This is a genomic window from Halomonas chromatireducens (assembly GCF_001545155.1).
GTDB lineage: Bacteria > Pseudomonadota > Gammaproteobacteria > Pseudomonadales > Halomonadaceae > Halomonas > Halomonas chromatireducens.
On record NZ_CP014226.1, the window covers coordinates 533,336 to 546,629 of the forward strand.

The 13,294-nt window shown below is 63.5% G+C and carries 12 protein-coding genes, 1 tRNA gene and 1 pseudogene; 3 read left to right on the forward strand and 11 right to left on the reverse strand.

Features of this window, described 5'->3' with window-relative positions; translation table 11 throughout:
• Positions 1 to 70: 70 nt before the first annotated feature.
• The 3 genes from ftsA to lpxC all read left to right on the forward strand — a co-directional run bounded on the left by ftsA (position 71) and on the right by lpxC (position 3,582).
• The gene (gene ftsA, locus LOKO_RS02535; protein ID WP_066444670.1) at positions 71 to 1,354 is read left to right on the forward strand and encodes a cell division protein FtsA; all 1,284 of its coding nucleotides are present in this window, start codon (positions 71 to 73) and stop codon (positions 1,352 to 1,354) included.
• Between the two features lie 34 nt (positions 1,355 to 1,388).
• On the forward strand, positions 1,389 to 2,558 hold the full coding sequence (gene ftsZ, locus LOKO_RS02540; RefSeq protein WP_066444681.1) for a cell division protein FtsZ: 1,170 nt from the start codon (positions 1,389 to 1,391) through the stop codon (positions 2,556 to 2,558).
• Positions 2,559 to 2,670: 112 nt separating this feature from the next.
• Entirely contained in the window at positions 2,671 to 3,582 is a 912-nt protein-coding gene (gene lpxC / locus LOKO_RS02545; RefSeq protein WP_066444683.1) for a UDP-3-O-acyl-N-acetylglucosamine deacetylase, read from the forward strand.
• 70 nt (positions 3,583 to 3,652) lie between these two features.
• Here the strand turns inward: lpxC and bioA are convergent, their stop codons facing one another.
• The 11 genes and pseudogenes from bioA to LOKO_RS02600 all read right to left on the reverse strand — a co-directional run.
• A complete protein-coding gene (bioA, locus tag LOKO_RS02550; protein ID WP_066444686.1) occupies positions 3,653 to 4,918 on the reverse strand; it encodes an adenosylmethionine--8-amino-7-oxononanoate transaminase in 1,266 nt (421 codons plus the stop codon).
• A 147-nt stretch (positions 4,919 to 5,065) separates the two neighbouring features.
• Positions 5,066 to 5,150 (reverse strand) — tRNA-Leu (locus LOKO_RS02555).
• 44 nt (positions 5,151 to 5,194) lie between these two features.
• Positions 5,195 to 5,896 carry a dethiobiotin synthase gene (bioD, locus tag LOKO_RS02560; protein WP_066444688.1) on the reverse strand — a complete coding sequence of 234 codons (702 nt, stop codon included), beginning with the start codon at positions 5,894 to 5,896 and terminating at the stop codon, positions 5,195 to 5,197.
• A 5-nt stretch (positions 5,897 to 5,901) separates the two neighbouring features.
• Positions 5,902 to 6,696 carry a methyltransferase domain-containing protein gene (locus tag LOKO_RS02565; protein ID WP_066444691.1) on the reverse strand — a complete coding sequence of 265 codons (795 nt, stop codon included), beginning with the start codon at positions 6,694 to 6,696 and terminating at the stop codon, positions 5,902 to 5,904.
• Entirely contained in the window at positions 6,693 to 7,445 is a 753-nt protein-coding gene (locus tag LOKO_RS02570; RefSeq protein WP_066444697.1) for an alpha/beta fold hydrolase, read from the reverse strand. The genes LOKO_RS02565 and LOKO_RS02570 overlap by 4 nt, the downstream gene beginning before the upstream one ends.
• Positions 7,366 to 9,030 carry an acyl-CoA dehydrogenase family protein gene (locus tag LOKO_RS02575; protein WP_269465396.1) on the reverse strand — a complete coding sequence of 555 codons (1,665 nt, stop codon included), beginning with the start codon at positions 9,028 to 9,030 and terminating at the stop codon, positions 7,366 to 7,368. The genes LOKO_RS02570 and LOKO_RS02575 overlap by 80 nt, the downstream gene beginning before the upstream one ends.
• Positions 9,031 to 9,265: 235 nt before the next feature.
• Positions 9,266 to 9,718: a MarR family winged helix-turn-helix transcriptional regulator gene (locus LOKO_RS02580; RefSeq protein WP_066444700.1), complete on the reverse strand. Its 453-nt coding sequence runs from the start codon at positions 9,716 to 9,718 to the stop codon at positions 9,266 to 9,268.
• A gap of 91 nt (positions 9,719 to 9,809) precedes the next feature.
• On the reverse strand, positions 9,810 to 10,577 hold the full coding sequence (locus LOKO_RS02585; protein ID WP_066444703.1) for an SDR family NAD(P)-dependent oxidoreductase: 768 nt from the start codon (positions 10,575 to 10,577) through the stop codon (positions 9,810 to 9,812).
• Positions 10,578 to 10,597: 20 nt separating this feature from the next.
• A complete protein-coding gene (locus LOKO_RS02590; protein WP_066444705.1) occupies positions 10,598 to 12,268 on the reverse strand; it encodes an AMP-binding protein in 1,671 nt (556 codons plus the stop codon).
• 281 nt (positions 12,269 to 12,549) lie between these two features.
• Positions 12,550 to 13,113, reverse strand: a complete 564-nt coding sequence (locus tag LOKO_RS02595; protein WP_066444709.1) for a TetR/AcrR family transcriptional regulator — start codon at positions 13,111 to 13,113, stop codon at positions 12,550 to 12,552.
• Positions 13,110 to 13,289, reverse strand: a pseudogene (locus tag LOKO_RS02600) (ApaG domain-containing protein); the annotation flags it as partial. The gene LOKO_RS02595 and the pseudogene LOKO_RS02600, both read right to left, overlap by 4 nt.
• Positions 13,290 to 13,294 lie beyond the last annotated feature (5 nt).

A 13,294-nucleotide genomic window follows, 5' to 3' on the forward strand; every position in this document is an offset into this window, starting at 1 on the left:
GGCGCAATGACCATTTAAAACAGAATAGTGGAATTCTCAGCGGGTCAAGTTTTAGGAGATACCCCGGCGCATGGCAGTCACTTCCAATTCATCTAGCATGGTAGTCGGACTGGATATCGGAACATCCAAGGTGGTGGCGATTGTCGGACAGCCAACCGATGATGGCGGTATCGAGATCGCAGGCATCGGCTCTCATCCCTCTCGGGGCATGAAGAAGGGCGTCGTGATCAATATCGAATCTACGGTGCAGTCAATTCAGCGTGCCGTGGAAGAGGCCGAATTGATGGCCGGCTGCGATATCCATTCGGTCTATGTGGGGGTCGCCGGCAGTCATATCAGCTCGATGAATTCCGATGGCGTGGTCGCGATAAAAGATCGCGAAGTCATGTCGACCGATATCGACCGCGTTATTGATTCGGCAAGGGCAAGGGCAATATCGGAAGGGCAGCGAGTCCTGCACGTATTGCCCCAGGAATTTTCCATCGACACCCAGGGTGGTATTCGCGAGCCGCTGGGCATGTCCGGTGTTCGACTCGAGGCGCGCGTCCATTTGGTGACCGCGGCACTCAACGCGGTTCAGAATATCGACAAGTGCGTTCGTCGCTGTGGGCTCGAGGTGGATGCCATCATTCTCGAACAGCTCGCCTCCAGCATGGCGGTGCTTACCGAGGATGAGCGTGAGCTGGGCGTCTGCATGGTGGACATCGGCGGTGGCACCACCGATATAGCCGTCTTCACCGAGGGCGCCATACGCCATACGGCGGTGATACCCATTGCCGGCGACCAGGTTACCAACGACATTGCCATGGCGCTGAGAACGCCGACCCAGTACGCTGAGGAAATCAAGGTCAAGTACGCCTGTGCCTTGACGCAGCTGGCCTCCAGCGACGAAATGATCAAGGTGCCCAGTGTTGGCGACCGTCCGGCAAGGGATCTTTCCCGCCAGGCGTTGGCAGAGGTGGTCGAGCCACGCTACGAGGAGCTGTTCACACTGATTCGTGACGAGCTGCGCCGCAGTGGCTTCGAGGATCTGGTGGCGGCTGGCGTGGTATTGACGGGCGGAACGTCGCGGATGGAGGGCGTGGTAGAGCTGGCCGAGGAGATATTCCATATGCCGGTACGCATTGCCTGCCCCCTGAACGTGCGAGGCCTGGCGGATGTAGTACGCAACCCGATTTATTCGACGGGCGTTGGTTTGTTACATTACGCCCTTCAGGAGGTGCGGAACGGGCGGGGGCGCGAAGGCAAATTGGTCGCGGCACAGCCTGGGCGTGATGACGTCTCCCGGCGTGGAGTAATGGAAGGGATTCCGGCGCTGGCAAGAATCAAGGGCTGGTTGAAAGGAAATTTCTGATTAGGGCCGCGGCGCGGTCCAGGAGACGGGGCTTATGTTCGAACTGGTAGATAGCGCACCCTCGAGCAGTGCGGTCATCAAGGTAGTCGGCGTGGGCGGTGGTGGTGGTAATGCCGTCAACCACATGGTCGAAAGCAATATCGAAGGTGTGGAATTCATCTGCGCCAATACTGACGCCCAGGCGCTCAAGCGGGTGTCGGCGAAAACCGTGCTCCAGCTCGGTGGCGAGATCACCAAGGGCCTGGGCGCGGGTGCCAATCCCGAGGTCGGCCGTCAGGCCGCCATGGAGGATCGGGAGCGCATCGCCGACTTGATCCGTGGTGCCGATATGGTCTTCATTACGGCCGGCATGGGTGGCGGCACCGGCACCGGCGGTGCGCCGGTGGTTGCTCAGGTGGCAAAGGAACTGGGGATTCTCACCGTGGCCGTGGTGACGCGCCCCTTCCCGTTCGAAGGCCCCAAGCGCATGCGGGTTGCCGAGGAGGGCATGAAGGAGCTCTCCGAGCATGTCGACTCCCTGATCACCATCCCCAACGAGAAGCTGCTGTCGGTGCTGGGCAAGAACGCCAGCCTGCTGACGGCCTTCAGTGCTGCCAACGATGTGCTGCTGGGGGCGGTGCAGGGCATTGCCGAGCTGATCACCAGCCCCGGTATCATCAACGTCGACTTCGCGGACGTGCGCACCGTCATGTCCGAGATGGGGATGGCTATGATGGGTACGGGCGGTGCCACCGGCGAGAATCGCGCCCGCGAGGCCGCCGAGAAGGCGATTCGCAGCCCGCTGCTCGAGGATATCGACCTGCATGGCGCTCGCGGCATCCTGGTCAACATCACGGCCGGCCCGGATCTCTCCATCGGTGAATTCAACGATGTGGGTGCTACAGTCCAGGAGTTCGCCTCCCAGGATGCTACCATCGTGGTGGGTACCTCGATCGATATGGACATGACCGACGAACTGCGCGTCACCGTCGTGGCGGCGGGGTTGGAAGGGCGTCAGCAGAAAATGGCCGGTCGCGAGAGCAGCAAGCGCTCCGAGGGCAGCGAATATCGTCAGCGCGCTCAGCCGGCCATGCGTCAGCAAAGTGCAGCGGTCAAGTCAGAGCCTCAAGAGGCCCCGAAGCCGCAGCCCGAGAAGCGCCGCACGCCACAGGAACTGGATGACTATCTCGACATCCCGGCCTTCCTGCGCCGTCAGGCCGATTGAGATCGGCTTGCTTCGCGATCTGGCAGGGTCAGGTGATGTTTTTTTGTTGAAACACTTGTTCGGTGTTATAGTGAACGGTGTTTGATAACTAACAACTGCCTGGCTACTGCCCATGATCAGACAACGCACCCTGCAAAACAGCATCCGCGCCACCGGCGTCGGACTCCATTCCGGCAAGAAGGTCTATCTGACGCTGCGCCCGGCACCGGTGAATACCGGTATCGTTTTCGTGCGCACCGACCTCGACCCGGAGGTTCAGGTTCCGGCTAGCGCCTCGCTGGTTACCGATACGACGCTGTGTACCGCGTTGTCACGGGACGGCGTCAAGGTCGCCACGGTTGAGCATCTGATGTCGGCCCTGGCGGGTCTGGGCATTGATAATGCCTACGTGGATGTCAGTGCTCCCGAAGTCCCGATCATGGATGGCAGTGCCGGCCCCTTTGTTTTCCTGATCCAGTCGGCGGGCATCGCCGAGCAGGAAGCGCCGAAGCAGTTTATCCGCATCAAGCGTGAAGTGCTGGTGCAGGAGGAGGGCAAGGAAGCGCGCTTCCTGCCCCATCAGGGTTTCAAGGTGTCGTTTGCCATCGAGTTCGATCACCCGGTCTTCGAAGACCAGAAGCAGACTGCCGTGGTGGATTTCTCCACCACCTCCTTCGTCAAGGAGGTATCCCGGGCACGTACCTTTGGCTTCATGCGTGATCTCGAGTACCTGCGGGCGAACAATCTGGCGCTGGGCGGAAGCCTCGACAACGCTATCGTGGTCGACGACTATCGCATCGTCAACGAGGGTGGCCTGCGCTACGAGGATGAGTTCGTCAAGCACAAGGTGCTTGATGCCATCGGTGATCTCTACCTGCTGGGCTATAGCCTTATCGGTGAGTTCCGCGGCATCAAGTCGGGCCATGCGCTGAACAACCAGCTCTGCCGTGCCCTGCTCGCTCAGCCCGACTGCTACGAGATCGTGACCTTCGAGAACGAGCGCGAGCTGTCGCCGATCTCCTACGCCCAGCCCGCCATGGCCTGACAGCCGGCAGTCTCTTCAGGCCCGGCATCACACAAGCGCCGCGCTCCGTGAGGAGTGCGGCGCTTGTGCATCAGGCGAACCAGGCTTTCATCACGGCGGTGATATGGCGCATGTCCTCTTCCGAGGTGATATAGGCCGGCATGGTATAGAGCCAGCGTCCGAAGGATCGCAGCCAGACGCCCTGGCGGCGGGCGTACTCCGCGACGCCTTTCAACGAGGCGGGATCCCGGACTTCGATCACGGCGGTGGCACCCAGGGCGCGGACATCGGCAACCAGGGGGTGCGCGCGCAGGCGGGTGTCCAGCACCAGCTCCTCGCGCAGGATCCGATGAAGGACGGCGATCCGGTCCAGGTAGCGCTCCTCCTCGAAGATGGCGAGACTCTCCAGCGCAACCCGGCAGGCCAGCGGATTGCCCATGAAGGTGGGGCCGTGCATGAAAGCATGATCGGGGCTGTCGCCGATGAAGGCGTCATGCACCCGGTCCGTGGCCAGCGTCGCCGCATGGCCGAGGTAGCCGCCGGTCAGCCCCTTGGAGAGCACCATGATGTCCGGCGTAATACCGGCGTGGTCGGCGGCGAACAGCGTGCCCGTGCGGCCGAAGCCGGTCGCCACCTCGTCGAAGACCAGCAGCACGTCGTACGCCTCGCATAGCGCCTGCGCGCCAACGAGATAGTGGGGGGAGGTCATGTTGAGGCCACCCGCCGCCTGCAGCAGCGGCTCCATCAGCAGGGCCGCAATCTCCTGATGATGACGCTCCAGCACCGCTTCGAGGCGGTCGAGATCGGCCTGGACCGAGGCCGGATCGGCGTCGAAGGGTGCCGTGGGGGCAGGGGCGAAGTGGTGCCGGGGCAGGTAGCCGGCGAACAGTGAGTGCATGCCCTCCTCGGGGTCGCAGACCGCCATGCAGCCCGCCGTGTCGCCGTGATAGGCCTTCATCAGGGAGAGCAGCCGGTGCTTGCCGGGCTTGCCTCTCAACTGGTGATACTGCACCGCCATCTTCATGGCCACTTCCATGCCCACCGAGCCGCTGTCCGAGAAGAAGACATGGTTGAGACCCTCGGGGGTGACGCGAACGAGCTCCCCGGCCAGCCGATCGGCTGGCTCATGGCTCAGCCCGCCGAGCATGACATGGCACAGCTCGCCCGCCTGTTCGCGTATCGCCGCCACCAGGCGGGGGTGACCGTAGCCATGGATCATGCACCACCAGGAGCAGGTGGCGTCGAGCAGCCGTTCCCCGCTCTCCAGAGTGAAACGAGGTCCTTCGCCGCCGATTACCCTTGGCGCCGGCGACTGTGTCTTTAGATGGGCATAGGGGTGCCAGACGTGGGACATCAAATAGCCTCCGTTGGGTGGCGACGGACAGGAAGGGAGTGAGGGCAGGGGCGCGGGTTCAGGACGGTACGGTGCCAGGCTACCAGGCACGCGAAATGCTTGCCTCGCATTGCAAAGCAAAAAGAAATGAAGGAAATCAATGTATTGAAATGGTGCGGATGGGGAGACTTGAACTCCCACGCCCGAAGGCACCAGAACCTAAATCTGGCGTGTCTACCAATTCCACCACATCCGCAGGGTTGGGCAGGCGTCCACATTGTACGGACGCCCGCCGGCAAGTCAATCGTCATCGGGCAGCACGAGGCAGGTGGCGGCGGACTCGGGGCGTATCTGCTCATCGACGGCGTCCAGGCGTGGCAGTATGCCGAGACAGGGCCCGGGGAGGGTGCGCTCGAGGGTGTCCAGATTCTCTTCATAGAGGGTCGTATCGGTGGCAAAGCCGGCGTCGAGCAGGTTGCCTATCCAGCCGGCGAGGCGCAGGCCATCGGCTTGGATCGCCTCCGCCGTCAGTCGCGCATGGCTGATGCAGCCAAGCTTCAGGCCGACGACGAGGATCACCGGTAGCTCGAGGCGCAGGGCCAGTCCCGAGAGGTCCTCGCTGTCATTGAGCGGAACCCGCCACCCACCGGCACCTTCGATCAGGATCAGCTCCTGGAGGCCCTCCAGCAGCGGCTCGACATGGCTTTCCAGGGCCGTCAGGGTGACGACGCGGCCGTCCCGCCTTGCCGCCAGGTGAGGGGCGATGGCGGGCGCGAAGGCGAAGGGGTTGACGACGGCATAGGGCACGGCTGGCTCGCTGCGCGACTGCAGGGCAAGGGCATCGTCGTTGCGCAGCCCTGCTGAGGTGCGCCGGCAGCCCGAGGCGACGGGCTTCAGCCCCAGGGTGGTGAGGCCCTGGCGACGAGCCAGGGCCAGCAGGCCGGCGGTGGCCAGCGTCTTGCCGGCGTCGGTGTCGGTTCCGGTGACGAAATAGGCAGGCATTGTGCTCATTTCCTGTCGAGAATCAGCGTCAGGCGCGTGTAGCTCACCGGCAGGCCCCGGGGCTCGCGCAGGGACTCGTAGCGGCGCTGGGCTCGGGCCAGGTCGGCTCGGGTGAGGCAGGCGTCGGGGCGAGCAGTCTGAGCCCCGACGCCCTTGATGGATGCCGTCACCGCGGCCAGGTCCGGATAGAAGAAACGCTCGACTTTCTCCTCCAGCCGGACGCCGTCGAAGCCCGCCAGTTGCGCAGCGATCAGGTGGTGCTCGCGGGAGCGGAAGCCGAGCAGGGCGGAGGAGGACCAGGCATGGGCCACTTCGCCCAGGGTGCCCGGCCCCAGGGTGTTGATCAGAGCCCGGCCGCCTGGGCGCAGTACGCGTTGAATTTCCGACAGCACGACATCCAGGTCGGGGCACCACTGAATGGCCAGGTTGGAGAAGACGAGGTCCTGCGTCGCATTGTCCAGCGGCAGCGCGCCGGCATCGGCCTGGAGCCACCGAATGCACTCGCCATGGTCGTCGCGAGCCTTTGCGAGCATGCCGGGGGCCAGGTCGAGGCCGGTTACCCGGGCATTCTGCCCGTAGCGAGAGGCCAGGCGCGCGCTCCAGTGCCCTGGGCCGCAGCCGAGGTCGAGGATGGCTGCAGCACGCGAGGGCAGATGGCGCCAGAGCGTCTCGCCCATGGATAGCTGCGCTCCGGCCAGGATGGCATAGCGGGAAGCGGCGCGGGAGAATGCGTGAGCCACCCGGCTGCGCCAAGTGTCGGCTTCGACAGGGGTGATGACGACGTGAGCGGCCACCGTCATGACATTTCCTCCCTGCTGCCGGCGGTTTCGTTCCGGCCATCGCCAGCGTGCTGGGCGATATCTACCAGATGGTCTGCCAGCAGGTCTGGACGGGTGAGCATCGGACAGTGTCCTGTTGCGCTGAGTGTGACGTCGGCGGCGTGTCGCGAAGCGGGCGAGAGCAGGGGGTCCTGCTGACCTGCCATGCGCAGTACGCTGCAGGGGGGGGCGGCCAGTATAGGGGCAACATCGAGCGTGGCCAGTTGGGTGAGTCCCGTGGCCAGCGTCGAGTGGGATGCGCTGGGCTTTCTGCCGATCAGGTCCAGCAGCCGTCGGCGGGCTGTGCGTGGGTCGGGTTCGCCCTGAAGCTGCCAGCGCAGGAAGTGCTGCCAGGTCGCTTCCGGGCTGCGTGCGAAGGCTCTTCGGAAGGTGCCCAGTTCCTGCGGAGTGACACCCTCCATGTTGCAGAATCGGGGGCCGGTTCCCAGCATGACCAGGGTGCGTGGTGCAGACAGGTGCGCAAGCAGAGCGCAGGCAAGCAACCCGCCCAGCGACCAGCCGACCCAGATTGCATCGGCAGGAAGCGCCGCCGCCATCCGGCGACCAAGGCCGGCCAGGTCATCGGGGGCCAGCATTTCATCGAGCGCCTGACCGGCATAGCCCGGCCAGTCGGGTGTCGTCACCTCGACATCATCGGGCCAGTAGGGGGCAAGAGGCTGCCAGATCCGGGCATCGATGCCCCAGCCGGAGAGCAGTACCAGTTTCGTCATGCAGCACGCTCCGTCTGTTGAAGGCCGGCCAGGGCTTCCAGCAGGGCATCGAGGGTGTCGTGGGTATGTCGCGCACTGAGGGTAATACGCAGGCGCGCCTGGCCTTGCGGTACGGTGGGCGGTCGAATGGCGCCAGCTCGGCATTATCGGCTTCGGCCTGGCAGAACTTGTGGATCTGCTTGGTGAAGACCTTGAGCGTCTCGCCCTGACTCATCAGCACCTTACGGCCAAGCAGGTCGAGAGCCTGGATCCCCGTCGTGCCCTCATAAAGCCGGGTGATGCGTGCATCACGAACCAGCTGCTCCATGCCCCATTCCTGGATGAAGCCGTGGCCGCCGAAGACCTGGACGCCCTCATTGGTGGCCTCGAAGCCCACCTCGGTAAGGAACGCCTTGACGATGGGTGTGAGCAGACCCAGCAACACCTCCGCCTGCTCTCGCTCGGCGGCATCCTGCCCATGCTCGACGATATCCAGCATCTGGGCGGTATAGAGCACCAGCATACGCCCGCCTTCGGCGAAGGCCTTCTGGGTGAGTAGCATACGGCGCACGTCCGGATGGACGATGATGGGATCGGCAGGCTTATCTGGCGCCTGGGGGCCGGAGAGCGCCCGCATCTGCAGGCGGTCACGGGCATAGGCCAGGGCGTTCTGGAAGCTCGCCTCGGCCAGACCCAGACCCTGGATGCCCACGCCCAGCCGGGCCGCGTTCATCATGGTGAACATGCAGGCCAGTCCCTTGTTGGGCGGACCCACCAGGTAGCCACGGGAACCATCGAAGTTCATCACACACGTGGCGTTGCCGTGGATGCCCATCTTGTGCTCAAGGGAGCCACAGGAGACGCCGTTGCGCTCACCGGGATTGCCTTCAGCGTCGGGCAGATACTTTGGCACCACGAACAGCGAGATGCCCTTGGAGCCCTCGGGGGCGTCCGGCAACTTCGCCAGCACCAGATGGACGATATTCTCGGCCATGTCATGATCACCGGCCGAGATGAAAATCTTGGTGCCGGTAATATCAAAGGCGCCGTCTGCGGTGGGCACGGCACGGGTCTTGATCAGCCCCAGGTCGGTACCGCAGTGAGGCTCGGTCAGACACATGGTTCCGGTCCACACACCTTCCACCAGCTTGGTCAGGTAGGTGGACTGCTGCTCTTCGGTGCCGTGATGACGGAGGGCATCGGCGGCGCCATGGGAAAGCCCCGGGTACATGCCCCAGGCCAGGTTGGTGGAACACACCATCTCGTTGAGCACCATGGCCAACGAATGAGGCAGGCCTTGACCCCCATGTTCCGGCGAGGCAGCCAGGCTGGGCCAACCACCCTCCACGTACTGCTCGTAGGCAGCCTTGAAGCCCTTGGGGGCCTTGACCTCGCCACCCTCGAGCAGACAACCCTCCTGGTCCCCCGTCTGGTTCAGCGGCAGCAATACCTCGCGGGCGAAGCGTGCGCCCTCCTCGAGGATAGCGGCTACCACATCGGGAGAGGCTTCCTCACCGCCCGGCAGGCGAGCGTAGTGAGCGGGGAATTCCAGCATCTCGTCCATTACGAAGCGCAGATCGCGCAGGGGGGCCTGATAGTCGGGCATCTTACTCTCCACAAAGGTCGCCACAAAGGGTCGCTGCCAAGGCTCACCGCTGAGGGTCGCCTGAAGTTGGGCGCGTGAAGGCGGCAGCAGCCGCTTTCAAACATGTGTTTGAAACTAGCCTGCAAAAGATCGAGAGTCAAGCGCTTGTTTGAACCTTTTGCCAAACGAAGCACGCGGAATTCTATCGGTGTGCATGTCGGGTGACGTCGGCCTTGGGCCAGGTTCAGGCCCAGGTTCAGGGCATGGCTTCCTGTAGACGCGCGCGCAGTGTTTCAAGCCTTGCCTTGAGGGAGTTGAGATCGTCGAAGGACGCGCCGCTGGCCATCACCACGCAGTCCGGGATCTCCTCGGCACGTTCGCGTAGCTCCCGCCCGGCGCCGGTCAGGAAAAGTTCGACGACTCGCTCATCGGTGGTGCTACGTACTCGCTTGAGCAAGCCGTCGGCTTGCAGGCGCTTGAAAATGGGCGTCAAAGAACCGGTATCGGTCATTAGTCGGCGACTGATGGTACCCGCAGTAAGACCATCCTCTTCCCACAGCGTCATCATGACCAGGTACTGTGGATAGGTGAGGCCCAGAGCCTGGAGCAGGGGCTTGTAGAACTTGGTCATCAGGAGCGAGGTAGAATAGAGGGCAAAGCAGAGCTGATCGTCGAGCTGTAATGTAGAACAGGTGTCATTCTGGGCCATGGCTGGCGCTCCGGATTACGGTTTGCACCACAATCTAGCGCGCCAGCCAATTGATGCCAAGCCCTCACTCCTCAGCGCTTTTCAAACGGTACTACTGCATTCGAATCCCGCCGTCGAGGCGGATCACCTCACCGTTGAGCATCGGATTGCCGATGATCTGTTCGGCCAGGCGAGCGAACTCATCGGGCTTGCCGAGTCGCTTGGGGAACGGCACCGAGGCAGCCAAGGCCTTGGCGGCTTCGTCGGGGATCTCGCTCATCATCGGGGTCTGGAAGACCCCGGGAGCGATGGCCATGACGCGAATGCCATGCCGCGAGAGCTCACGGGCCGCCGGCAGGCTCATACCCACCACTCCGGCCTTGGAAGCACTGTAGGCACACTGCCCCACCTGGCCGTCGAAGGCAGCAACGGAGGCGGTATTGATGATCACCCCACGCTCTCCGTCCTCGCCCGGCGCGTTGCCAGCCATGGCGGCAGCCGCCAGCCGCATGACGTTGAAGGTGCCCACCAGGTTGATCTGCACGGTACGGGCATAGGCGTCGAGGTCCGCGGGGTTGCCCTCACGGTCGACCAGCTTGGCAACGCTGACGACGCCGGCACAGTGCACCACGCCCGCCATGCCCTTCTCGCCGCCCAGCGCCACGGCAGCATCGACCGCGGCCTGCATGTCCACAGCCGATGTCACATCGCCACGACAGGCCCGGGCGCTCTCCCCCAGGCTTTCCGCATGCGCCACCACGCTGTCATTGAGATCGCACACCATCACGCGCCCGCCGGCGGCGACGATGCGCTCCGCGGTGGCCGCCCCCAGGCCGGAGGCGGCGCCGGTAATCAGAAAGGTGTTGTCCTTCAGTTGCATCTAGCGTGTCTCCACAGTGTTCATTTGGCGGCTTCTGTCTCGGCCTTCTCAGCGGCATCGGCGCGCAGCTTGAAGCGCTGTATCTTGCCGCTGGGCGTCTTGGGCAGTGTATCGACAAATTCGATCACCCGGGGAAACGCGTGGGTGGAGAGTCGCTCACGCACCTGCTGACGGATCTCGTCGGCCAGCGCATCGCTTGCCTCGTAGCCGTCGCGCAGCACGACATAGGACTTGATGATCTCGCCTCGAATCTCGTCAGGCTGCCCCACGGCCGCGGACTCCGCCACCGCTGGATGGGTCATTACCGTGTTCTCTACATCGGTAGGCCCGACCCGGTACCCGGCGGTGGTGATGATGTCGTCATCGCGGCCGGCAAACTGGAAGGTGCCGTCTTCGTTGCGGATCACAACGTCGCCGGTCAGGTAGTAGCCCTTGGCGAAAGGGTGCTTCTCCTGCCAGGTGTAGCCGGCAAAGAAGTGAGCGGGAGAACCCTCGACATCCACCGCCAGTACGCCCGGCTCGCCTGGCGGCAACTCGTTGTACTCGGCATCCAGTATCGCCAGCCGGTAGCCGGGCATCGGCACACCCATGGCGCCGATATGCTTGGGATGCGCCAGGGCGTGGTGGTTGCAGCAGGTCATGCCGGTTTCGGTCTGGCCGTAGTGGTCCATGACCGGACAGCCCAGTGAACGCTCGACCCAGGTGACCACCTCGGTGTTGAGCGGCTCACCGGCGGAGCTGGCCACCCGAAGATCGAGTACCTCATGGGCACTATCGAACAGCCCCGAGGCTTTCATCAGCCGGTAGGCGGTGGGGGCGGCGGCAAAGTTGGTGATGCGATGGCGTTTCATGAAGGCCATGGCGCCCTCGGCACTGAAGCCAGCCTCGCAGAAATGGGTGGTGACGCCCAACAGCAGCGGCCCGGCAATGGCGTAATAGAGGCCATAGGCCCAGCCTGGGTCGGCCATGTTCCAGAAGCGGTCGTCCTCGCGCAGGTCAATGGCCAGCTCCATGTAAAGCGCGAAGGCCGGCATGCCGGAGAGAGGCACCGCCACTCCCTTGGGCTTGCCCACGGTACCGGAGGTGAACATCTGCAGGAACGGGGCCTCCGGTGACAGACGTGGCGGCTGAGTCTCGATGGGTGAATGCGCGAGGGCATCGCTCCAGTCCAGGTCATCACCATGCCCGGCGCTCGGCCCGCCCACGGCGAGTACCGGCGGGCACAGGGTGAGCCCCTCGAACTTGAATCGATTGGCATGATCGGTAATCACCAGCTTGGTGTCGGCACGCCCCAGGCGGTAATCCACGGCATCCGGACCGAAGGCCGTAAATAGCGGCTGGTAGACGGCACCGATGCGCCAGGTCGCCAGCACCGCCACCAGGAGTTGCGGCGAGCGCGGCAACATGCAGGCGATCCGGTCGCCCACCCCCAGGCCCCGCTCAGACAGCCAGCCGGCCAGCTTGGCACTTTCTGCCTCCAGCTCGGCATAGGTCATCTGGTTCACGTTACCGCTGGCATCCTCATGCACCAGGGCGAGCACATCACCACGCCCCGTACGCAGATGCGTGCCACAGCAGGATTCAAAGGCGTTGAACTTGCCGTCCCGATGGTCGTCGAGCCGGGCAATGACCTCCTCGATAGAAAAGCGCTCGAGAAAGGTGGAATACTCGGGAAGGGAATGGGTGCTCATTTACTGCCCTCTTGTGCTCGGAACCCGATTCGGCGCGGCACTCTCACACTGGCCGGAAGTGACCGTATGACGTGCGACGTGAACCGTCTGCTCCTTTGTGCTTGTTGTTGGCAATGGCGAAACGTTTCGCTGCTGTACAGGTGACCTCGAGGACACCTGCGCTGTAGAAGACTGACTACTTCTTGATAGATTCAGTTAACGTAAGCGTCAACCTAGCAAGCGCTAGGTACAAGCTAGAAGCAAAGCGCGCGCAGGGCAACCCCCGTGACGGTTCTGTGAGCCTATACCTTGGTCGACCCCGCCGGGACGGCGTGGGTGGAAGGAGCGATCATGGCGATCAATTCATGGGCCAGGTCCTCGGGCTTGCGGGGGCCCTCGGGATCGTACCAGCGTACCGTCCAGTTCAGCGCCCCCATGACGAACCGCGAAACCAGAAAGCGATCACCATGAATCAAGCCGGCATTCAGCGCCTCATCGATGACCGCTTCCCACAGCGCCTCATAGGCGTCGCGAAGATGGCTGAGATGTGCCCGGGCCTGGCTATCCAGGCGACGCCACTCGTAGAGCGCCACTACATGGGCGTTGCGATCGGTCAAGAGGGTTTCCAGATGTGCTCGCGCCATGGCATGCAGCCGCTCCTCGGGCGAGGCGCCACACTGCTCGAGCGCATGTCGCGCCAACGAGAGGGCGTTCTGGGTCCCCTCCTCGATCACTGCGGCGAGGATCTCCTGCTTGTCGCGAAAGTGGTGGAACAGACTGCCGGACTTGATGCCCATCTCCTGGGCGAGCATACGCACCGTCGTCCGGTCGTCATATGCCCCCCCCTGCCGTTCTCGTCGCTTCAGTGTATCTGGTTGGGAGTGGCCAGTCGGAAGGGGGGGATTTCCACCTCGAAGGGCCGCTGGCTGGCAGTATCGACACAGGTATAGGCCCCCTCCATGACGCCTACCGGCCCATCCAGGATAGCGCGACTGGTATAGCGAAAGGTCTGCCCTGGGCCAATCATCGGCTGTTGACCGACCNGCA